We start from the raw sequence: 20546 nt of genomic DNA, 5'->3' as shown, positions 1-20546 counted from the left end.
GTTACCTCCTGGCGCCGAGCCGGTCGGCGGCCCAGACGCCGACCACGTTGAAGGCCACCACGACGGCGGCGACGGCGGTGCCCGGCACGAGTGCGGGCAGCAGGGCACCTTGGACGATGGCGGCCTGGCCCTCCTGCACCATCAGCCCCCAGTCGGAGCTGGGCGGCTGGGCGCCGAAGCCGAGGTAGCTGAGGGTGGCGAGGCTCATCAGCGCCTCGCCGAACAGGACGACGAGGTAACCGACGATCGAGCGGGCGAGGTTGGGCACCAGGTAGGAGACGCAGATGCGCGGCCCGCCCATGCCCTGGACGCGGTAGGCGTCGATGTACGACTTGGACCGCTCGGCGAGGGCCACGCTGCGGGTGTACTTGGCGATGGTCGGGGCGAAGGCCAGCCCGAGGGCGACCACGGACGTGGTCATCCCGGTGCCGAACACGGCGATGATCAGGACGACGAACAGCAGCCCGGGGAAGGCGTACATGACGTCGGTGATCCGGGAGACCAGCGCGTCCGTCCAGCCGCCGCGCCAGGCGGCGAGCGTGCCCAGGGTGACGCCGAGGACGGCGGCGAGCAGGAGCAGCAGCAGCGGTGCGAGCAGGCTGGTCCGGGCGCCGTACAGCACCCGGGAGAGCAGGTCCTGTCCCGAGGCGTCGGTGCCGAGCGGGTGCGCGCCGGTGGTGCCGACCAGCGAGGACGACAGGTCGACTGCGTCGGGCGCGTAGGGCGCGAGCAGCGGGGCGAGGGCGGCGGCCAGGACGACGAGTCCGAGGAAGGTCCCGGCGACGCTCACGCCCCAGGGGCGGCGGGGCCGCCGGGGCCCGGGGAGGAGGACGCCGGCGGGGACGGCGGCGGTCATGCGGTGCTCCTCATGGCTTTCAGGCGCGGGTCGAGCAGCGGGTGCGCGAGGTCCACGGCGGTGGTGACGACGACGTAGGAGGTGACCATCAGCAGCAGGACGGCCTGGGCCACGGGGAAGTCGTGGCTGTTGATGGCGCCGACCAGCAGCGAGCCGATGCCGCTGATCCCGAAGACGGTCTCGATGGCGACGGTCCCGGCGAGCATGCCCGCGGTGACCAGGCCGCACATGGTGACGATGGGGCCGAGGGCGTTGCGCAGCACATGCCGGCGGACGATCTCCCGTTCGGGCAGGCCCGCCGCCCGTGCCACCGCCACGTGTTCGGCGGCGCCCGCGTCGGTCATGGCCTGCCGGGTGACCCGGCTGATCACGGCGAGCGCGCCGAGGGCCATGGCGACGGCGGGCAGCGTGAGGTGGTGGACGCTGCCGGTGAAGCCCTCGCCGCCGCCGGTCACCGGGAACCAGCCGAGCCGCACACCGAACAGGGCGACCAGGGCGATGCCGCCGACGAAGGAGGGCACGGACGCGGTGAGGGTGGTGGCGCCGACCACGGCCGAGTCGACCCAGGTGCCGCGCCGCACCGCCGCGAGGACACCGGCGCCCACGCCGAGCACCACGAACAGCACGGTGGCGTAGGCGACGAGGAACAAGGTGGTGGGGAAGCGGGCGGCCAGCAGGTCGGAGACCTGGTCGCCGTACTGGAAGGAGCGGCCGAGGTCGAGATGGAGGCAGTCCAGCAGCCAGCGCCCGTACTGGACGACGAGCGGTTCGTCCAGGTGGTACTGGGCGCGTACGGTGGCCAGCCGCTCCGGGGTGAGTTTGTCGCGGCCCCCGGCCAGGAAGACGGCGGGGTCGCCGGGGGCGGCGTAGACGGCGGCGAAGATCACGAACGAGGCCGCGAGGAGGGTGGCCGCGAGACCCGCGAGCCGCCGTCCGGTCCGCCGCAGCACAGCGGTGAGCATGGCGGTTCAGCCCTTCTTCGTGCCGAGGCGGGCGGCCCAGGGCGAGTAGAGGTAGGCCATCGAGGCGGGCGGTCCGGTGAGGTCGCCGTTCAGGACGAGGACGGTCGGCATCTGCGCGACGGGGATCCACACCGCCGCCCGGCTGAACCGCTTCTGGATGTCGACGACCAGCGCGGCGCGTTCGGCGTCGTCGATGGTGCGCAGCGCCCGCTCCACCTCGGCGTCGTAGTCGGAACTCTTGTACCCGACCCAGTTGTTGGAGCTGGTGGAGAGCCCGTTGTCGTAGAAGCCGAGCGGGTCGCTCTTGGAGATGTACCAGTCGGCGACCAGGACGTCGATGCCCGAGCGGGCCTCCTTGTCGCCGTAGAACTCCCCGTAGGTGGCGCTCGGGACGGTCTTGATCTGTGCCTTCAGGCCGAGCTGGGTGAGGGCGGCGCGGACGGCGTTGGCGATGACGAGCCGGCCCTGGGTGCTGTCGGTGCCGATCACGATCGGGCTGTCGGGCCTGGCCTTCGCCTTCTTCACCAGGTCCTTGGCGGCGGCGAGGTCGGGCTTGGCCGGGGCGTCGGTGAGCTGCTTCTGCGCGGCCTCGAAGGTCGCCTTCTCATAGCCCCAGGCGCCGGAGCCGACCGGGCTGGCCCAGGGTTCGACCAGTCCGCCGTAGCCGGACCTGGCGATGCCGGTGCGGTCCAGGGCCAGCGAGAGGGCCCGGCGGATGTCGGGGTCGGCGAGGCCGCCGCGTTCGGTGGGGATCAGTGCGAGGGTGGCCGTGCTCGGCCCGTAGTACTGCTTCAGGCCGGGCTTGCCGAGGAGGGCGGCGGCCGTGCTGACGGTGTCGAGGTAGGCGCCGTCGGCGGCGTGGGTGCTGAGCGCGTTGACCATGGCGCTGTCCTCGGCCCACCGGAAGACGACCCGCCCGGTCAGCGGCTTCTCGCCGTGGTAGCCGTCGTAGCGGGTGAGGGTGAGGGAGTCGCCGGACTTCCAGGAGGACAGTTCGTACGGCCCCGAGCACGCGTCCTTCTGCCCGGGGGTGCCGAAGTCCTTCCCGGCCTTCTCCACCTGCTCCTTGTCGTAGACGAGCCCCGCGTCGCCCGCGAGGGCCTTGGTGAACAGGGCGTCGGGCTGCTTGAAGCGGACGGTGATCTCGCGGGCGCCGGTCTTCGCCATCGCGCTGACGTTCTCGAACTCGTCGGACTGCTCCATCTCCGGGGCGGCGTGGCGGCGCAGGGAGAACAGGACGTCGTCGGCGGTCATGGTGGAGCCGTCATGGAAGGTGACGCCGTCGCGCAGGGTCAGCACGAGCGTCCTGGCGTCGGGTCTGGTCTCCTTCGCCACCAGGGACGGCTGTACGGACATGTCGGGCTGGAGCTGGTAGAGGCGCTCGCAGACGTTGCTGAGGACGGTGCGTCCGGCGCTGCCGCCCTGGGTGTCGAGGTCGAGGGAGTCGGGCTCGTCCTCCAGCAGCCAGTTCACCGAGTCGACGGCTCCGGCGGCGCGTGCGGTGGTGGGAGTGAGCTTGAGCCTGGAGACGTCGACCCCGGCGGCCTTCTCGGACGATCCGGTGTCGGCGCCGGCACAGGCGGCGGTGAGGGTCAGCGCGCCGGCGATGCCGAGGGGCGCGAGACGGGACGTGAGCTTCATGGCGGGCTCCTGGACGGGGCTGAGGCTAAGGGGAGGGGTTTCACAAGGGGTTCAGGCGGAGGCGTGGGGGCCGTCGTAGAGATTCCAGGGGAGGTGCTGGTACTCGCGGTCGCAGGGGGTGCCGGCCGTGACGTGGTAGTCGCCCGCGGTCAGGTCCACGCAGGAGGAGACCAGCGTCGACCAGTGCCTGACCGGGGGCTTGCGCGGATCGGCGTGGGTGCACAGCGACTCCGGGAAGCCGAGGTGGTCCGACATCGCCTGCTTGATCAGCTTGCGGGACTCCTCCGGGGCGGCGGCCTCGCGCAGCAGCCGCAGCCCCTCCTCGGCGCGCGGCACCCGGACGAGGGAGTCGGGGGACAGCGGCCGGTAGCCGGTGGCGGCCAGCCGGGCGGGCACCCCCGCCTGGTAGTGGTTGCCGTGCACGAGCAGCCCGTCCGACGGGTACAGCCAGCCGTGCCCGGCGGGGGTGGTCTCCACGTCGATGGCGAAGCCCTCCCGGCAGGTCAGCAGGGCGTTGCTGGCGATGTGGGCACGGGCGGTGCACAGCACGTCCAGCGCGTCGGTGATGCTCGACTGGTCGAGGACGGTGCGCCGGATCACGGTCTGCGGCAGTCCCACGGCGTCGTCGAACCGGCCGCCGAGGCCGTTGGCGTTGAGCGCGATCCCGGCGGAGTTGGCGCCCTGGCGGCCGATCTGCCCGGCCTCCACCTGCATGATCAGGGTGGGCTTGGGCGGCTGCACGATACGCAGCATGACGACGGTTTCGCCGACGCCCGCCCGCCAGTCCCAGTTCTGCCCGGCCCACACATGGCCGTCGCCGCTGGCGGGGCCGTAGGCGGCGAAGGAGGTGCAGCCCTCGGCGGGTTCCTCCGGTGCGGCGCCCTGGGCCCGCATCCGGGAGAAGGAGTCGTCGTAGATGACCTCGCCGCGGGCGTTGAGCGCGAGCACGTCGAGCAGGCCGACACCGGCGCCGTCGGCGATGCCCTGCATCTCCTCCACCAGGTCGGGGGCGTGGGCGCGGACGGGCTCAAGCCAGCGGGCGGCGCGCGCGGTGACCTGGTCCCAGGTCAGACCGGAGGAGGCGCCGAACGCCTCCGCGTAGTAGCCGAGGGCGGTCCGCAACTGTTCGGTGACGGCCTCTCCGTACTGCCGGCCCCGCTGGGACGGGGTCCCGGAGATCTCGACGACCGGAAGGCTGCGTTTCATGGGGAGGCTCCTCGGCAGGGCGTGGGGTGGGACGAAGGGGGACGGGGGGCGGGGACGGGGGTGGCACAGGGACGGGGCAGGGGAGGACAGGGCGGCAGAGCGGTGGGGTGAGGGGGCGCCCGGACGAAGGCGCTGTAACATCTGTTCCGAAGTTCGGTGTCCTCGGAATGAATTGTTCAGCAGCGTAACGCCGGTACCGTAGGAGTCAAGAGGCGTAATGGATATTTCACGAGCGGGCAGTGCCGCCCCCGGGGGCCTCACCCGCCTCCGCGCCACCGTCCGCGACCTGTGGGACGAGCTGCCCGCCTCCGAGCGGACCGTCGCGCAGTACCTGATCAGCACCCCCGTCGAGCAGGTGATGTTCGCCAGCACCCAGGAGCTGGGCACGGCCAGCGGCACCAGCAACGCCACCGTCGTCCGCGCCCTCCAGCGCCTCGGCTACGCCGGACTCCCGGCCCTCAAGCGGGAACTGGCCGCCGACTTCACCGCCGCCCAGGCCCCCGACGTCCGGCTCGCCCAGCGCATCGCCCATGTCGGCAAGGACCTCGACAAGATCTGCAACGACGTCTTCGACGAGACCCGCGAACGCCTCGACCAGTGCCGCGGGCTCGTCGACACCGAGGCGCTCGGCCGGGCCGTCACCGTGCTCGCCGAGGCCCGCGAGGTGTTCTGCTACGGCGTCGCCGCCTGCGAACTCGCCGCCCGCCACCTCGCCCGCGCGCTCGGCCGGATCGGGCGCCGGGCCCGCTTCGCCGGCGACACCGGCTTCGCCCTCGCCGACGCGCTGCTCCCGCTGGGCCGGGGCGACGCGGTCGTCGTCTTCCAGCCGGGCCGCCCGCTCGCCGAACTCACCGTGCTGGTCGAACGCGCCCGCGCGGTCGGCGCCCGGGTCGTGTTCATCACCGACGAACTGAGCGAGGCGTTCGCCGACCGCGCCGAGGCGGTCCTGCTCGCCCCCTACACCCCCACCGGCACCACCAACGAGTCACTGACCGGCCTGGTCCTCGCCGACGTCCTGGTCCTCGCCCTCACCACCCTGGACGACACCTCGGCCGTCGAGCACTCCCACCAACTCAACGCCCTCCGCGACAAGTTGCTGGAGCCGGGGGAGCAGCGGGGGCGGGGGAGGCCCTGACCGGGCGCGCCACCGACCGGCGTACGGCTCTCGCGTGCGTCCGAACGGGCCACCGCCGTGCCGCTCCGCACACCGGTTGCGGCACGGCTCTTGACCCCGGCGCGGTCATGACCGACCGTGTGGTGGCTCGGACGTCGTTGCACAGGAGTCGCATGTGAGACACAAGAGAAGGCAGTCGGCAGTCGTCGCCGTGGTCGCGGCGGCGCTGGTCGCGGGTGCGGGAGCGTCCGCTTCCTCCGACGATATGACAACGTTGTCCATGTCGCGAGGTGCCGGGGAGACCGCGCTGGTCTCCGATCCCGCCGCCTACGTCGACCCGCTCATCGGCACCGGCCGGGGCGGCGAGTCGGTGGGGGAGATCAACAACTTCCCCGGTCCGGCGGCCCCGTTCGGCATGATGCAGTTCTCGCCCGACACCGAGGGCTCGTACGCCGGTTACCAGTACCACAGCGGAAAGATCAAGGGCTTCAGCCTCGACCACGCCTCGGTCGGCTGCACCGCCTTCGGTGATGTGCCGCTGCTGCCCGTCGCGGGCGCCGTCGGATCCGCCCCGTGGGACCGCACCGAAGCGTTCACCCACACCGACGAGCGGGCCGAGGCCGGTTACTACGCCGTGACCACCGGCGGCGACGCACCGGTGCGCACCGAACTCACCGCCACCACCCGCACGGGTCTCGCCGCCTTCACCTTCCCCGCCGCCACCGGCGGCAGCACCCAGGCCCAGGTGCTGGTCAAGGGCGGCGGCAGCCTGGCCGGCGCCAGGAAGGCCGACCTCGCGGTCACCGGCGACCGGCAGGTCAGCGGTTCGGTGACCACCGGCAACTTCTGCGGCAAGGGCAACGAGTACACCCTGCACTACGCCATCACCTTCGACCGCCCCTTCGTCGCCCATGGCACCTGGGACGGCACCTCGGTGACCGCCGGCGCCGACACGGCGAACGCCCCCAAGGCCGGGGCCTACCTGACCTTCGACACCAGCCAGGGGCGCACGGTCCGCGCCAAGGTCTCCATGTCGTACGTCTCGGTTGCCGGAGCGCAGGCCAACATGGCTGCCGAGATGCCCGGCTGGAGCCTGAGCGACGTCCGCGCCCGCACCCGGGACCAGTGGACGCAGGCCCTGCGCAAGATCCGCGTCGGCGGCGGCACCACGGACGAGCGGAAGATGTTCTACACCTTCCTCTACCACTCACTGCTGCACCCCAACACCTTCAACGACGCCGACGGCCGCTACATCGGCTTCGACGACGAGATCCGCACCCTGCCGTCAGGACACACCCAGTACGCCAACTTCTCCGACTGGGACACCTACCGCAGCCTCGCCCCGCTCCAGGCCATGCTGTTCCCCCGGCAGGCCGGTGACATGGCGCAGTCCCTCGTGCACGACGCCGAACAGGGCGGCTGGTGGCCGCGCTGGCCCGTCGCCAACGGCTACACCGGGCAGATGACCGGCGACAGCTCCGTCCCGTTCATCGCCAGCCTCTATGCCTACGGGGCCCGCGACTTCGACCTCAAGAGTGCGCTCACGTACCTGGTCAAGGGCGCGACCTCGGTGGACCACACCCCGGGCGCCTACCAGGAACGGCCGGGCGTCGAGGCGTACATGGAGCGCGGCTACGCCGACAACGACGCCGTGCGCGGAGACCACTCGCGCGTCGGCGCCTCGGTCACCCTGGAATGGGCGATCGACGACTTCGCCATCGCCCAGCTCGCCGCCGCCGCGGGGGACAAGGCCACGGCCCGCACCTTCACCCGGCGCGGCCAGAACTGGCAGAACATCCTCAACCCCGCGACCGGCTATCTGTCGCCGCGCGGCGCCGACGGCCGCTTCCAGGACGGACCGGGCTACCGGCCGCCGCCGCAGGGCACGTTCGGGCAGGACGGCTTCGACGAGGGCAACGCCGCACAGTACAACTGGCTGGTGCCGCAGAACACCGCGGGCCTGATCGAGGCGATGGGCGGACGCACGGCCGCCGCCGCCCGCCTGGACACCTTCTTCACCCAGCTCAACGCGGGACCGAACCAGCCGTACATGTGGGCGGGCAACGAGGTCGACTTCGGCGTCCCCTGGGTCTACAACCACCTCGGGCAGCCCTGGAAGACCCAGCAGCACGTGCGCGAGATCGCCACCACCCTCTTCAGCCCCACCCCGGACGGCGAACCCGGCAACGACGACCTCGGCGCCCAGTCCTCCTGGTACGTCTGGGCCGCGCTCGGCCTCTACCCCTCCACCCCGGGCACCGCCGACCTGACCGTGCACAGCCCGCTGTTCCCGCGGGTGCTGCTCGACCTGCCCGGCACCGGCCGCGACCTGGACATCCGCGCGCCCCGGGCCGCCGCGGGCACCCCCTACGTGCACGGGCTGCGGCTGGACGGACGCACCTGGGACCGCACCTACCTGCCGCGCTCGGTGGTGCGCGAGGGCGGCCGGCTGGACTTCACGCTGGCCGCGAAGCCCGACACCTCCTGGGCGACCGGTGCGAAGGCGGCGCCGCCGTCCTACCGCACCGGCGAACACGCCTTCCTGGCCTCCGCGACGCCCACCCAGGCCGTCGTCGCGCCGGGCGGCAAGGGCGGCACGCTCACCGTGCACGGACAGCGGCTGGGCGGCACCGACCGCACCCTGACCGTCACGGCGAAGGCCCCGGCCGGGCTGACGGTCTCCGGCGACCGGCGGATCCGGCTCGCCCCCGGCACCGGCTCGGGCACCGCACAGCTCACGGTCAAGGCCGCGGCGGGCACGCAACAGGGCTACTACGCCGTGCCGTTGACTGTCACCGGCGGCCGCGGCACGGAGCCGGTGCGCGGCACCGCGATCGTCCTCGTCGCCCCGGAGGGCGGTGTGAGCGCGGCGCTCGCCGGTGCGTACACGGGCACCGGCGTCGCCGCCGACGGCAACCCGGCCGAAGGCGACTTCGACGGCGCGGGCAACAGTTACTCCCGTGAGGCGCTGGCCGCCGCCGGACTCGTCGGAGGGCAGCGGCTGGAGGCGTCCGGGACCCGCTTCGTGTGGCCCGGCCCGCCCGCCGGGCGCCCCGACAACGCGGTGGCGGACGGCCAGACGCTCGACATCGCCGCCGACACCGGCGGCGCCCGGCGGCTCGTCTTCGTCGGCTCGGCCACCAACGGCGACCACCAGGGCACCGCCACGCTCACCTTCACCGACGGCACCACGGCGCAGACCGGCCTCGCCTTCGGCGACTGGACCAAGCCGGGCGGCGGCTCCGACCCCGTGTACGGCAACACGGTGGTGGCCAGGACGGAGTACCGCAACACCCCGCACGGCAAGGGCGAGCCGGTGTACGTCTTCGCCACCCGCCCCTACGAGATCCCCGACGGCAAGCAGCTCAAGTCGGTGACCCTGCCGAAGGACGGCAACCTGCACGTCTTCTCGCTGGGCCTCGGCTGACACGTCCCGGCCCGGCGCCGGGAAGCCCAGGAGCGCGGGTCCGGCCGGCCGGAATACGGTCGGCCGGACCCGCGCCACTTGGGGCAAGGGGGCGGGACGCGAGACCGTTCCGGCAGGGTATGTCCGGTCCGGGTCGGTAGCATGCGGACGGCAGACCGGAACCCCGGCCCGGCGCTCCCGCGCCCGCGCCCGCACCCGCGCCCGGGGCCGGACCCGCGGCCGCCGAAGGCGTGCGGAACGAGTCGACAGAGGTGTCCCATGGCAGAGGAAAGCGTGTCGTATCCCGCCCTGATCGTGCCGGCCGGGCATGTCGAACCGGTGCCCCGGCGGGTCCGGGCGCTGGTCGGCGGCCGCACCGTCTTCGACACCCGGCGCGCCGTGTACGTGTGGGAGTGGCCCGCGTACCCGCAGTTCAGCATCCCCGTCGAGGACCTGGCCGACGGTGTGCTGATCGACGAGCACCGCACCGAGACCCTGGGCGCCGGCCCCGCGCGGCGCCATGCGCTGCGGGTCGGATCCGAGGTGCGCGACGGCGCGGCATGGGTGTGGCAGGACGGCGCACCCGGGGCGCTGCACGGCACCGTACGCTTCGAGTGGGACGCGCTGGACGCGTGGTTCGAGGAGGACGAGCCCGTCTTCGTCCATCCGCGCAGCCCCTACTCCCGTGTGGACGCGCTGCGTTCGTCCAGCACCGTGCGGGTGGAACGGGACGGGGTGCTGCTGGCCGACGCGCCGCAGTGCGTGAAGCTCTTCGAGACGGGCCTGCCGACCCGGTACTACCTCGACCGCACGCACATCGACTGGACCCGGCTGCGCGCCTCCGGCACGGTGACCGCCTGCCCCTACAAGGGCACGACGAGCGGCTACTGGTCCTTCGACGGCCCCGCCGGGACCCACGAGGACATCGCCTGGGCCTACGACTTCCCCACGGTCCAGGTGCACCGCATCGCCGGTCTGGTGGCGTTCTACAACGAGCACGTCGACCTGTACGTGGACGGAACGCCGCTGCCGCGCCCCGCCGGGCAGCACCCGCCGTCCGCCCTCCCCGCACCCTGACGGTGCGTCCCCGGCCGCGGACGGCCCCGGCCGGAATCCGGCCCCGACAACCCATCAGCGCAAGGGAGTTGCCCCCTCGATGGCCCTGCCCGACGCCATGCGCGCGGCCCATGTGCCGGGCCCCGGCCCCGCCGGTTCCATCCGCTGGGGCACCCTGCCCGTGCCGGTCCCCGGACCCACCGACGTCCTGGTGCGCGTCCGTGCCGTGGCCGCCGACCCGGTGGACACCCTCGTACGGTCCGGGGCCTACCCGACCCCGATGCCGACGCCCTTCGTGATCGGCCGCGACCTGGTCGGCGAGGTCGCCGCCGCCGGCCCCGGCGCGGCCGGACACACCCCCGGGCAGGCGGTGTGGTGCAACAGCCTCGGGCACGCGGGCCGTCAGGGGTCCTTCGCGGAGTACGCCGTGGTCGCCGCCGACCGCCTCTACCCGGCACCCGACGGCATCGACCCGGACGACCTGGTGGCGGCGGCCCACCCGGCGGCCACCGCCTGGCTCGCCCTGTTCCGCCACGGGCGGCTGAGCGCCGGGCAGCACGTCTACGTCGGCGGCGGGGGCGGCAACGTCGGATCCGCCGCCGTGACCCTCGCCGCCGGGGCCGGGGCGCGGGTGGTGAGCACCGCCCGCCCCGGCGACCACGACCGGCTGAGGGACCTCGGCGCCGCCGAGATCGTCGACCACCGGGCCCCGGACCTCGCCGACCGGCTGCGCCGGGCCGCGCCCGGCGGCTTCGACGTCCACCTCGACACCTCCGGACGCGGCGGACTCGCCGACGCCGTCGGCCTGCTCGCGCACGGCGGGCGCCTGGTGGCGATGGCCGGTATGGACCGGACACCGGCGCTGCCGGTCGGCCGGCTCTACACGCGGGACGCGAGCATCGTCGGCTTCGCCCTCAGCAACGCCTCCGCCACCGACCTCGCCGCCGCCGCGGACGGCGTCGTCCGGCTGCTCACCGGCACCGCCTGGCGCCCGCGCATCGCGGACCGCCTGCCGCTGTCCCGGGCCGCGGAGGCGCACCGGCGGCTGGAGAGCGGCGGGCTCCGCGGACGGCTCGTGCTGCACCCGTGACCCCGCGCGCGGGAGCGGGGCACCCCCTCACGCCTGGGGCAGGTTGCGGCGGTACCGGCCCGGGGTCTGGCCCACCAGGGCGGTGAAGCTGTTGATGAACGTGCTCGGGTTGGACCAGCCGCAGGCATGCGCGGTCTCCAGCACGCCCGCGCCCCCGGTGAGCATCACCAGGGCGCGGTGGACGCGGAGTTGGGTGCGCCAGCGGGTGAACCCGGTGCTCATCTCCTCGCGGAAGAGCCGGCTCAGGGTCCGCTCACCGACCCCGATGAGCCGCCCCAGTTCGGCGAGCGTGGCCGTGGTCGCCGGGTCCTCCTCCATGATCCGCGCCAGTTCGCGCAGGCGCGGGTCCTGCGGCTCGGGCAGATGCAGCGGCTCCTCGGGCGCGGGACCCAGTTCGTCCACCACCACATGCCGCAGCCGGTCCCGTGCCTCCCGGGAACGCGGTACGGCGTCCGGACCGGTGAGCGCCAGCAGCGCCTCGCGGGCCAGCGCCGTGGTCGACAGGACGGCCGCCCGGTCCGGGAGCTGCGCCGCGAGCGACGCGGTGACGAAGACGACCCGCATGTCGGTACGTCCGTGCGCCCGGTGGTAGTGGTCGACGTGCGCGGGGATCCAGGCGGTGCGGTTGGCCGGGATGATCCAGGTCTGCCCGGACACGGAGGCGGACAGCACTCCGCGCGCCGGATAGATCAGATGGCCCTGGGCGTGACGGTGGACCGGTGTGCGCTCCCGGTGCTCCAGGTCGTGGGTCTGCTCCCCGTCGTGGGTCTGCCCCCCGGCGCCTTGGCGGAAAATCGGCATAATGAAGCAGAATATCGGTCGACCGCTGATCGCGGTCGCGGGTGAACTGGTCCCATGCACGAACAGCCCTCGAACCCCGACCCCGGAATCACCTCCGGAACCGCCCCCGGAACCGCCTCCGGACCCGCGCCCCGGCCCGCCGCACCGGCCGCCGCTGTGGCCGCGACCGCCCCGGCCCCACCCGCACGGCCCGCTGCGACCGGCGCCGCATCCATCGCCCCGGCCGCCGCCCCGGCCGCCGCCCCGGACGGCCGCGTCCGCCGTGGCGGCCCGGTGCTGCTGGCGGCGGGACTGCTGCTGGCCGCGCTCAATCTGCGGATCGCCATCGCGAGCGTCGGCCCCGTCCTGGACGGCATCGAGCACGGCCAGCCGCTGTCGTCCACGGCCGCCGGCGCGCTCACCACCATCCCGGTCCTGTGCTTCGGCGGCTTCGCCTTCGCCACCCCCGCGCTGGTCCGCCGGTGGGGCATGCACCGGCTGCTGGGCGCGACGATGCTGCTGCTCACGGCGGGCGTACTGGTCCGGCTCCAGCCGTCCACCGCCGCGCTGTTCACCGGGACCGTGGTCGCCGGAGCCTCGATCGCCGTCGCCAACGTGCTGATGCCCGGTCTGATCAAGCACGACTTCGCCCACCGCTCGGGCCTGATGATGGGCCTCTACACGACCTCCCTGTTCGTCGGCGCGGCGGCGGCCTCCGGACTGACCGTCCCGCTGGAGAACGCCCTGGGGACCGGCTGGCGCCACACACTCGCGCTGTGGGCGCTGCCGGCCCTCGCCGCGTTCCTGCTCTGGCTGCCGCAGACCGGCAGCCGCCGCGCCGCCCAGGCCGCCGACCACCGGCTCGCCCCCGGCGGCGACGCGCCCGCCGGGGCAGGGGCGCCCGCCGCGGGCGCGACGGGCCTGCGCGGGCCCGGCCTGCGCGCACTGGTCCACGACCGGACCGCCTGGGCCGTGACCGTCTTCATGGGCACCCAGAGCCTCGGCTACTACGCGCTGCTGTCCTGGATACCGTCCCTGCTCCAGGACTCGGGCATGTCCGACGGCCGGTCCGGCTGGATGCTCTCCTTCTCCACCTTCCCGGGCATCGTCGCCTCCCTGCTCACCCCCGCGCTCGGCAGGCGCCCCGCGGGCCGCGCCCCGGCCGTGGTCGCCACGGTCGTCGTGTGCGCGGTGGCCTACGCGGGCCTCGCCACCGCCCCGGTCTCCCTGGCCTATCTGTGGATGACCCTGCTCGGCCTCGGCCAGGGCGCCGCGATCAGCCTGGCGCTCAGCCTCATCGTCTGGTGCACACCCGACGCCGCGCACGCCTCCGCGCTGTCCACCCTCGCCCAGGGCACGGGCTACCTCGTCGCCGCGCTGGGCCCCTTCGGCCTCGGCGCGGTCCACAGCCTCACCGGCAACTGGACGACACCCCTGCTCGCCCTGGGAGCCGTACTGGCCGTCCAGCTCGCCGCTGGCCTGCTGGCCTCCCGCGAACACACCATCGGCGTACGGGAGTCGGCGTAGCACGCAGCGGCAAGGGCAGGACACCCGAGGTCAAGGCGGACGCCCGGGGGCCGGTCGTAGCGTCGGCGGTGGAGGCGGCCCGTACCCGGCGGGCGCCCGAACCGAGTACGGGGGAACGGATGATGAAGAAGCGGGCCACGTCGGCGGCGCTGGCCGCGGGCACCGCGGTCCTCGCCATGATGATGAGCACCGGCACGGCACACGCCGAGGACATCCCGGGGTTCGTCAACAAGGTGAAGATCGGCAGCGGTACGCGGACGGTGTACACCGGCCACACCGAACTGGACCAGACCGAGCTGAAGGGCTGCCTCGACAACGCCTGGATCCAGGGGCACGCGACCTGGACGCTCGGCAACGTCACGGCGACCAGCATCGTGGTCAAGAGCATCCAGGTGTACTACCGGGCGGGCGTCACCTCGTACGTGGGCGAGCAGTACCTGCTGCGGGGCAACAACAAGTCGGTGTGGGCGAAGGCGGCTTCGGGTGACGTGCCCGGCGACACCCACGACCGCAGCGAGACGTACGCGATCAACAAGACGGTGCCGCTGGACGGCAAGTCCTCCATCACCTTCTGGTCCTACTTCAGCCTCGGCCGCACCGGCGGCCCGGCCGACTGCGGGGGCATCAGCACCTTCACCTACAAGTTGCAGCCGGTGCGCTGACGTTCGTCCGCACACGCACCCCTGTACGGCACGGCAGCGGCCGCGGTCCGGCTCCCCCCGGACCGCGGCCGGTTCCGTACGACCCGGGAGGAGCGCGGGAGGGGCCGGGGGCGGTGCCGTCCCCGTCTCAGGAGGCGGCGGTGGGGAGTCCGTGCCGGTAGTCCCGCGGCGGCATGCCGTAGGCGGCGCGGAAGCTCCGGGTGAACGTCGAGTGGTCCTTGAACCCCCAGCGCTCCGCGATCTGGCGGACCGGCACGTCCCGCAGGTCCGCGTCGCGCAGATCGCGGCGGGCGCGTTCGAGGCGCAACTGGCGGACCCAGGCGGCGACAGTGGTCTCGCGGTCGCTGAACAGGCGGTGCAGATAGCCCACCGAGAGGTGGAGGGCGTCGGCGATGACGCGCGGCGACAGCTCCGGGTCGTGCAGGTTCCGCTGGACGAACGCCTCGACCCGCGGCAGCAGCCCTCCCTGCCGGGGCTCTTCGAGCAGACCCGCGTCCGCGTCGAGGTGATGGGCGACCAGCGCCCGCAGCAGGTCCTCGGCGATCACGGCGAGCCGGGCGAGGTCGTTGGGGCCGTGCACGGCGGAATCATCACGGAGCCCGGTGAGGAAGTGCCCGAGCAGCCCGGCGAATCCGCCGCGCCCGGAGAGGGGCCGGGCGGTCAGCTCACCGAGCTTTCCGGCCGACTTGCCCAGCAGCGCCGTGGGAATGTGCGCCCGGATCAGTGTGGCCTGCCCGCCGTCCGCGCCGATGCGCAGACCGAAGGGGCGCGAGCTGTCGTAGAGCGCGAGGTCGGACGCCCCGAGAACCACTTCCCGTCCGCCCTGGTGCAGCAGCAGCCGTCCCGTCGTCCCCATCACGACGCACAGCAGCCCGGGGTCGGCCTGCCGGACCATCCGGGCGGTCCGCAGGACCTCCGACGACGAGATCGCCATGTCGACCACGTTCACCGCGGCGAGATCGACTGCCCTGATCGAGGCGCGGAACCCCGCCGCGTCCGGACTGCGCACACCCATCGGATGGTCGCTGCCGACGAACAACTCGTCCAGGGCCGCCAGACGATCCGCGGGCGGCACACCCTCGGTGTCGAACCATGCTCGCATCGAACCCCCCGTAAGAGCATAGCCACCCCGGTCCGGCCGGACACGGGACGGGTCCCGCGTCCGGCCGCACCAACTCGTGCGCCAAGCCGCTCCGTTCAGGCCCTGGCCCGGCGATCGGTGCTCAGTCCGCGAGGCGTCGGCGCCGGGCCCGCTGGCGGCACGTGGCGCCGCAGTAGCGGACCGGGCGGCCGGTGGGCCGGACCGTGAGCGCGGCGCCGCACTCCTCGCAGGACGCGGCGGCCGCCCGGCGGACCCCGGAGATGTCACGGAACTCGGCCGGTTCCGTGACGTCGGAGGACGGCCGCAGACCGTCCAGGGTCAGCCGGACGAGCACGAGACCGGCCGGCCGGTCCCGGCGGGCCGCGAGCATCGCGGCGCACCCCACGGTGAGTGAGACGACATCGTCGGGAGCGATCCCGGCCCGGACACCACCGGCCCGCTGCGCGGCGTGGAGCAGCGCGGTCAGCACCTGCCGGAAGCGCAGCGCGGACGCCGCGAGCACCGGGCGGGGCCAGCTCGCGTCGGCGGCCACCACATCGCACAGGTGCCCGCGCCCGTGCGTCCTCTCGACGACGTCCAGCAGAAACGTGAAGAACGCCTCGGTGGGCGCGAGCCGGGCCATCCGTCGTTCACCGGAGGCGACCAGGTCGTTCAGATGCTGTACGAACACCGCCTCCAGCAGGGCCTGTTTGCTCGGGAAGTGCCGGTAGACCGTGCCCGCGCCGACGCCCGCCCGGCGCGCGATCTCGCCGAGCGGGACGTCGAGCCCGCGCTCGGTGAACGCCTTCCCCGCGGCGGCCAGCACCCTGGCCCGGTTGCGTCGGGCATCGGCCCGGTCACCGCCGCTGATCACTGTGGTCATGTCACGAAACCCCTTGTGCGCCCGCCCCAAACGGGTTGGAGTTTTCCAGATGCTCCCCGGTGCGCTCACCTGTCGGACCAGGCTCGTCCCTGACGCTCCTGATCCGCCACACCTGTCATACGTGTCACATCTGTCATACGTGTCACATCACTTGAACCTGTCGAACCTGTCGAACCTGCCGCACCTGTCGAGTCTGCCGCACCTGTCCGCGGCAACCGGCGCCCGGGGAAGAAGGAGGAGAACGACATGACCGCCGAACCCGTCCGTTCCATCGCCGGTCCGGCCCGGCCCCCCGCCGACGGCCTCGTCGCCGTGACCGGGGCGACCGGCAAGCAGGGCGGCGCCACCGCGCGCCGCCTGCTGGCCGCCGGACGTCCGGTACGCGCGCTGGTGCGGGACACCGCGGCGCCCGCCGCCGTCGCACTCGCGCACGCGGGCGCCGAACTGGCCCTCGCGGACCTCGACGAACCGGCCGGCCTGGCCCCGGCCCTGGAGGGCGCCACCGCTCTGTTCGCGGTGCCACCGGTCACCTACGGCCCGGCCGGCGGCGACCCGGAACCGGAGTTCACCCGCGGCCGGGCTTTGGCCGACGCGGCAGCGGCCACGGGAGTCCGCCAGGTGGTGTTCACCGGCGTCGCCTCGACCACCGGCGACGCGTTCGCGGCCCCGGCCAAGCGCCGTGTCGAGCAGTACCTGCGCGAGCGGATCCCCCTGGTGACCGTGCTGCGCCCGGTGCGGTTCATGACGAACTACCTCGGGGTGCCCGGCATCGGCCTGGACGGGCTCGCCGACGGTGTTCACCGGCACATCTTCCCGCCGGACGAGCCCCTCCAGGTCATCACCCTCGAGGACATCGCCGAGTTCGCCGCCCTGGCCTTCGAGCAGCCGGACCGCTTCGCCGGCCGGACCCTGGAACTGGCCGGTGACGACCCCACCCCGGCCGAGGCCGCCGCCGCCATCGGCGCCGCGACCGGCATCGTGGTGCGCTACGAACAGCTCACCCACGACGAGGCGGCCGCGCTGGGCCCGCAGATCGCCCGGATCCGGCAGCAGTGGATCTCCGGCTCGCGCTGGCGCGCCGACATCGAAGTGCTGCGGGTCGTCCATCCCGGACTGCGTACCCTGGCGGACTGGCTCGCCGGGCCCGGCACGGTCGCCGCACTGCGCGCCCGGCTGCTCGGCACCTGACCGGCGGCCGCGGCACCGTCAGGCGGCGGGGGAGGGCGGGGCGGAGGGCGCGGGGCCGCCGGGCGGCGGGCCGTCGCCGTCGTGGGTGGCGGCGGGGTCGACGGCCATCGTGAGGTAGCCGATGACACCGCGCTCGATGTGCCGGCGGTCGTGGACGAGCTTGAGCAGCCCACCCTGCGTGCCGGTTCCGGGATAGAGCATGTCCTTGTCGAGGGTGACCCGTGCCGTGGTGTTCGCCGAGTACGGTGCGATGCCCTCGGTGGCCCGCACCGCGTCCTCGGCGAAGTAGAACTGGCCGGTGTGGCAGGTGTGTCCGCCCGAGTAGCCGTCGCGGGTTCGTGCACCGCCGGTGTGCACCTTGGTGTGGACATGGACGGCGCGTCCGGTGTACCAGCCGGGGAAGACCGTCCGGAAGGTGACGAACCCCTGGTGGTCGGTCATCTGGATGCCGCGCAGCCAGGTGAGGTCGTCCGTCGGGGTCTGGTGACCGCCCCCGCCGCCGCCCGGCGGAGGCGTCGGCGGGCCGGACGGCGGCGGCCCGGGAGGCGTACCGCCCCCGCCTCCGTTGCCGGTCTGCGTGTAGCCGGAGTAGACGCCGGACGCGTCGCAGTGCCAGATCTCGACGGCCGAGTCGCGGAGGGGCTTGCAGGTGGCGCTGTCGATCGCGCGCAGGACGAGGACGAGCGGGATGCCGGTACGGTCCTCGGTCACGTCCGTGCGGAAGAGTGCGTGGTCGATGTAGTAGGGGCCTTCGATCTGCTCGGTGGTCAGCCGCATGCACGCGTCGGACGCCGAGGCGGCGGCCTTGACGGCGTCGAGCGCTCCGGCGCCGGTGGCGGACTGCCGGTCGGCGGCGTGTGCGACGGCGCCCGCCCCGGCGAGGGCGGCGGCTCCGGCCGCGCCGCCCAGGACCAGCATGCGGCGGCGGGACAGGAGCCGGGAGACGGCGGCGTTGTCGGGCTCTTCTGGTCCTTCTGGCGCTTCACCAGTGAAAGTGGGCATGTACGCGACACTAGAAACGCCGCCTGTGGCCACCCTGTGAAAGACCCGCCCGTAACCCGCCAACCTCTGGCCGGTAGTGGACTGGACCAATGATCGAGCCAGAAATTCCGGCGGCGCGCTCGCGTTCAGCTTCCTTCCGGCGGGGTCCACAGCGTGGCGACGACGGTGAGCCCCTGCTGCTGGCTGCCGGGCTTCGCGGTCACCTTGAACCAGGCCAGTGACTGCTTGCGGGTGACGAGGCAGTACGCCGACCCGACGGTGATCTTGGAGAGGGCCTGTTTGCGGGGAAGGGCGTTCCGGTTCGCGTCGTCGAGGCACTGGGCGGGGCCGGGTTCACGGGCGGAGGACGTCCCCCAGGCGACGGCGTAGAGGGTGATGTTGGTGGGCATGCCGACGCACGCGGTCTGCACGGTGAGGTCGTCGGGGGTGCCGCTGACGGCGTCGGCCGAACCCTCGTAGCCCCGTGGCGGGTCGAAGTCCATCGAGGCGAGCTGGCAGCCGACGTCCTCCACCGGGGGCAGCGTGATGGAGGTGTCGTGGTACTGCCTGGTCCAGCTGGTGGCGCTCGCGGACGGCGCGGTCGAGGCCCCGTCTCCGTCGCCACCGCCGTCCGCCCCGGCGGCGGGGTCGGAGGCGGCGTCCGTACCGGAGTCGGAAGACGGCGCCGTCCGCCCGTCTCCGCCGGAGGAACCAGCGGAACCAGCGGAATCAGCGGGATCAGAGGAATCCGAGGAAGCGGAGGAGACGGGCGAATCGGCGGAGCCCGGGGACCAGAGGTGGACGGCGATCACGGTGAGCAGCGCGAGCGCGACGGCCAGTCCGGCGCCGAGGATCCACTGCGTGACGCTGACCCGGCGCCCCCGGCGGCCGCCGTGTTCCCCCGGGGGAACGAAGGGCGGGACCACGGGCGGCGGCGGTGGGGCGAGCGCCGTGTCCTCGTCGTCGAGGGGCAAGAGCTGCTCCAGCCGGTTGATCCGCTGCTGGACGGTGCGCTGTTCGGCCTCCAGTTCCGTCCGACGCCGCGCCAGCTCCGCGCCCTGGCGGCGCAGTTGCTCCTCCTCGCCCGGCCGCGCGGCACCGCCGGCCGCGAGGCGCGCCTCCAACTCCCCGACGCGGGCCTTGTAGGCGGCGGCCTCCGTGTACAGCCCGGTCGTCTGGACGGACAACTGCTCATTGCGCAGCTCCAGTTCGAAGACTTCGAGCAGGAGGGCGTTGCGTCCCCCCGCGGGGCCCAGGGCCTTGCGGTACAAGTCGTACGTCGCCTGGACGTCCTCCGGTGCCAGCGGGGGATTCCCGCGCCGGGAGACCTCCCCGAGGAGGCAGTCCAGATAGGCCTTGCGCGGAAGCCGGCCCCCTCGTTCATAGCGGGAGATGGTCGTCTGGCTGTACCCGTACTTGGAGACGAACGCCCGCATCACCAGACCGGTGCGCTCCCGCAGGGCCCGTAACTGCTCGCCCAGCAGCGCCGCCGCCTCGGGAGAGCCGTCCGGCGCCTCCCGGGGCGCCGACGCCCTGGCCGGCACACCCGGCCCCCGACGCCGCCCGTTCTCCGGTGTGTTCGCGTCCCCGCCCAGCTCAGCCACTGTTCCCCCAAGGCATCACACATCGACCGAGAAGTTTCCCGCCCCGAAACACGTTGTGCCCGGGAGGGAAGAGTTCGAGCGCGGACCACGGTATCGGCAGGCCCCCACCGGGGCTGCCCCTTCCACTGATACTGATGGGACGAGCCGATGACCACTGTCCTCCGCCTGGCCGCCCTGCCGGCCCGGAGCCTCGTCGCCGTGCTGGGCGCGCTGCTCATCGCGCCGGTCGTGCTGGCCAGCCTGCCGGCCCTGCTGGTGACGTCGTTCACGCCCGACGGCCCGAACCGCTGGCAGATCCTGATCGAGCAGATCACCGCCTGGACCCGCACCGCCCTGTCCTCCGGCCCCGCGGACGCCCCGGCCCCGGCCCGGCGCCGTCGCGCCCCGCACCCGCCGTCCGGCCGCCCGTGACGCGGTGCGGGCCGCCGAGGCGTCCGTACGTCCTCGGGCGCGGCATACGATGAGGCGGCGGGTACGGACACAGGGGGACGAAGTGAGCGGGGCGGAGC

17 protein-coding genes are annotated in these 20546 nt (G+C 73.4%); 8 read left to right on the top strand and 9 right to left on the bottom strand.

Going from position 1 to position 20546, the window contains the following annotated elements:
• Window position 1 precedes the first annotated feature (1 nt).
• The 4 genes from B086_RS0104630 to B086_RS0104615 are packed head-to-tail and all read right to left on the bottom strand — an operon-like array spanning window position 2 to window position 4665.
• The gene (locus B086_RS0104630; RefSeq protein ID WP_018565236.1) at window positions 2-856 is read right to left on the bottom strand and encodes an ABC transporter permease; all 855 of its coding nucleotides are present in this window, start codon (window positions 854-856) and stop codon (window positions 2-4) included.
• Window positions 853-1818: an ABC transporter permease gene (locus B086_RS0104625; RefSeq protein ID WP_018565235.1), complete on the bottom strand. Its 966-nt coding sequence runs from the start codon at window positions 1816-1818 to the stop codon at window positions 853-855. The genes B086_RS0104630 and B086_RS0104625 overlap by 4 nt, the downstream gene beginning before the upstream one ends.
• A gap of 6 nt (window positions 1819-1824) precedes the next feature.
• Complete coding sequence (locus B086_RS0104620; protein WP_018565234.1) at window positions 1825-3459, bottom strand: ABC transporter substrate-binding protein; 1635 nt, start codon at window positions 3457-3459, stop codon at window positions 1825-1827.
• A gap of 51 nt (window positions 3460-3510) precedes the next feature.
• On the bottom strand, window positions 3511-4665 hold the full coding sequence (locus B086_RS0104615; protein ID WP_018565233.1) for a C45 family autoproteolytic acyltransferase/hydolase: 1155 nt from the start codon (window positions 4663-4665) through the stop codon (window positions 3511-3513).
• Between the two features lie 217 nt (window positions 4666-4882).
• On the opposite strand from B086_RS0104615, the gene B086_RS0104610 reads away from it, so the two are divergent.
• The 4 genes from B086_RS0104610 to B086_RS0104595 all read left to right on the top strand — a co-directional run bounded on the left by B086_RS0104610 (window position 4883) and on the right by B086_RS0104595 (window position 11331).
• Window positions 4883-5800, top strand: a complete 918-nt coding sequence (locus B086_RS0104610; RefSeq protein ID WP_018565232.1) for a MurR/RpiR family transcriptional regulator — start codon at window positions 4883-4885, stop codon at window positions 5798-5800.
• Between the two features lie 259 nt (window positions 5801-6059).
• A complete protein-coding gene (locus B086_RS0104605; RefSeq protein WP_018565231.1) occupies window positions 6060-9206 on the top strand; it encodes a GH92 family glycosyl hydrolase in 3147 nt (1048 codons plus the stop codon).
• A 258-nt stretch (window positions 9207-9464) separates the two neighbouring features.
• On the top strand, window positions 9465-10262 hold the full coding sequence (locus B086_RS0104600; protein ID WP_037872815.1) for a DUF427 domain-containing protein: 798 nt from the start codon (window positions 9465-9467) through the stop codon (window positions 10260-10262).
• A 79-nt stretch (window positions 10263-10341) separates the two neighbouring features.
• Window positions 10342-11331 carry an NADPH:quinone reductase gene (locus tag B086_RS0104595; protein WP_018565229.1) on the top strand — a complete coding sequence of 330 codons (990 nt, stop codon included), beginning with the start codon at window positions 10342-10344 and terminating at the stop codon, window positions 11329-11331.
• Between the two features lie 27 nt (window positions 11332-11358).
• Here the strand turns inward: B086_RS0104595 and B086_RS0104590 are convergent, their stop codons facing one another.
• Entirely contained in the window at window positions 11359-12132 is a 774-nt protein-coding gene (locus B086_RS0104590) for an AraC family transcriptional regulator (RefSeq protein WP_018565228.1), read from the bottom strand.
• Window positions 12133-12186: 54 nt separating this feature from the next.
• Here B086_RS0104590 and B086_RS0104585 point away from each other — a divergent pair, with 54 nt between their 5' ends.
• Window positions 12187-13638 (top strand): CynX/NimT family MFS transporter, encoded by a 1452-nt coding sequence (locus B086_RS0104585; RefSeq protein ID WP_018565227.1) that lies wholly within the window; start codon window positions 12187-12189, stop codon window positions 13636-13638.
• Window positions 13639-13757: 119 nt separating this feature from the next.
• Entirely contained in the window at window positions 13758-14300 is a 543-nt protein-coding gene (locus B086_RS0104580) for a hypothetical protein (protein ID WP_158690362.1), read from the top strand.
• Window positions 14301-14427: 127 nt separating this feature from the next.
• On the opposite strand, the gene B086_RS0104575 is transcribed toward B086_RS0104580, so the two are convergent.
• Both B086_RS0104575 and B086_RS0104570 read right to left on the bottom strand, forming a co-directional pair.
• Entirely contained in the window at window positions 14428-15402 is a 975-nt protein-coding gene (locus B086_RS0104575) for a helix-turn-helix domain-containing protein (protein WP_018565225.1), read from the bottom strand.
• A gap of 121 nt (window positions 15403-15523) precedes the next feature.
• A complete protein-coding gene (locus B086_RS0104570; RefSeq protein ID WP_234021063.1) occupies window positions 15524-16264 on the bottom strand; it encodes a TetR/AcrR family transcriptional regulator in 741 nt (246 codons plus the stop codon).
• A gap of 246 nt (window positions 16265-16510) precedes the next feature.
• On the opposite strand from B086_RS0104570, the gene B086_RS0104565 reads away from it, so the two are divergent.
• Window positions 16511-17452 (top strand): NmrA family NAD(P)-binding protein, encoded by a 942-nt coding sequence (locus tag B086_RS0104565; protein ID WP_018565223.1) that lies wholly within the window; start codon window positions 16511-16513, stop codon window positions 17450-17452.
• Between the two features lie 18 nt (window positions 17453-17470).
• Here the strand turns inward: B086_RS0104565 and B086_RS0104560 are convergent, their stop codons facing one another.
• Complete coding sequence (locus tag B086_RS0104560; RefSeq protein ID WP_018565222.1) at window positions 17471-18370, bottom strand: intradiol ring-cleavage dioxygenase; 900 nt, start codon at window positions 18368-18370, stop codon at window positions 17471-17473.
• 209 nt (window positions 18371-18579) lie between these two features.
• Window positions 18580-19977, bottom strand: coding sequence for a helix-turn-helix domain-containing protein (locus B086_RS0104555; RefSeq protein WP_026252096.1), 1398 nt, complete (start codon window positions 19975-19977; stop codon window positions 18580-18582).
• A gap of 207 nt (window positions 19978-20184) precedes the next feature.
• On the opposite strand from B086_RS0104555, the gene B086_RS0104550 reads away from it, so the two are divergent.
• Window positions 20185-20448 (top strand): hypothetical protein, encoded by a 264-nt coding sequence (locus tag B086_RS0104550; RefSeq protein WP_018565221.1) that lies wholly within the window; start codon window positions 20185-20187, stop codon window positions 20446-20448.
• Window positions 20449-20546 lie beyond the last annotated feature (98 nt).

Source organism: Streptomyces sp. PsTaAH-124, assembly GCF_000373685.1.
GTDB classification, from domain to species: domain Bacteria; phylum Actinomycetota; class Actinomycetes; order Streptomycetales; family Streptomycetaceae; genus Streptomyces; species Streptomyces andamanensis.
The sequence above is the reverse complement of the archived record's forward strand: the minus strand, read 5'-3'. Positions and strand labels throughout refer to the sequence as shown.

Excerpts from the sequence above, each read along its gene's own strand:
- B086_RS0104630 (WP_018565236.1), bottom strand. The coding sequence starts at position 856 with ATGACCGCCGCCGTCCCCGCCGGCGTCCTCCTCCCCGGGCCCCGGCGG.
- B086_RS0104565 (WP_018565223.1), top strand. The coding sequence starts at position 16,511 with ATGACCGCCGAACCCGTCCGTTCCATCGCCGGTCCGGCCCGGCCCCCC.
- B086_RS0104610 (WP_018565232.1), top strand. The coding sequence starts at position 4,883 with ATGGATATTTCACGAGCGGGCAGTGCCGCCCCCGGGGGCCTCACCCGC.
- B086_RS0104590 (WP_018565228.1), bottom strand. The coding sequence starts at position 12,132 with ATGCCGATTTTCCGCCAAGGCGCCGGGGGGCAGACCCACGACGGGGAG.
- B086_RS0104620 (WP_018565234.1), bottom strand. The coding sequence starts at position 3,459 with ATGAAGCTCACGTCCCGTCTCGCGCCCCTCGGCATCGCCGGCGCGCTG.
- B086_RS0104575 (WP_018565225.1), bottom strand. The coding sequence starts at position 15,402 with ATGCGAGCATGGTTCGACACCGAGGGTGTGCCGCCCGCGGATCGTCTG.
- B086_RS0104570 (WP_234021063.1), bottom strand. The coding sequence starts at position 16,264 with ATGACCACAGTGATCAGCGGCGGTGACCGGGCCGATGCCCGACGCAAC.
- B086_RS0104580 (WP_158690362.1), top strand. The coding sequence starts at position 13,758 with ATGATGAAGAAGCGGGCCACGTCGGCGGCGCTGGCCGCGGGCACCGCG.
- B086_RS0104560 (WP_018565222.1), bottom strand. The coding sequence starts at position 18,370 with ATGCTGGTCCTGGGCGGCGCGGCCGGAGCCGCCGCCCTCGCCGGGGCG.
- B086_RS0104615 (WP_018565233.1), bottom strand. The coding sequence starts at position 4,665 with ATGAAACGCAGCCTTCCGGTCGTCGAGATCTCCGGGACCCCGTCCCAG.
- B086_RS0104595 (WP_018565229.1), top strand. The coding sequence starts at position 10,342 with ATGGCCCTGCCCGACGCCATGCGCGCGGCCCATGTGCCGGGCCCCGGC.
- B086_RS0104605 (WP_018565231.1), top strand. The coding sequence starts at position 6,060 with ATGTCGCGAGGTGCCGGGGAGACCGCGCTGGTCTCCGATCCCGCCGCC.
- B086_RS0104600 (WP_037872815.1), top strand. The coding sequence starts at position 9,465 with ATGGCAGAGGAAAGCGTGTCGTATCCCGCCCTGATCGTGCCGGCCGGG.
- B086_RS0104625 (WP_018565235.1), bottom strand. The coding sequence starts at position 1,818 with ATGCTCACCGCTGTGCTGCGGCGGACCGGACGGCGGCTCGCGGGTCTC.
- B086_RS0104585 (WP_018565227.1), top strand. The coding sequence starts at position 12,187 with ATGCACGAACAGCCCTCGAACCCCGACCCCGGAATCACCTCCGGAACC.
- B086_RS0104550 (WP_018565221.1), top strand. The coding sequence starts at position 20,185 with ATGACCACTGTCCTCCGCCTGGCCGCCCTGCCGGCCCGGAGCCTCGTC.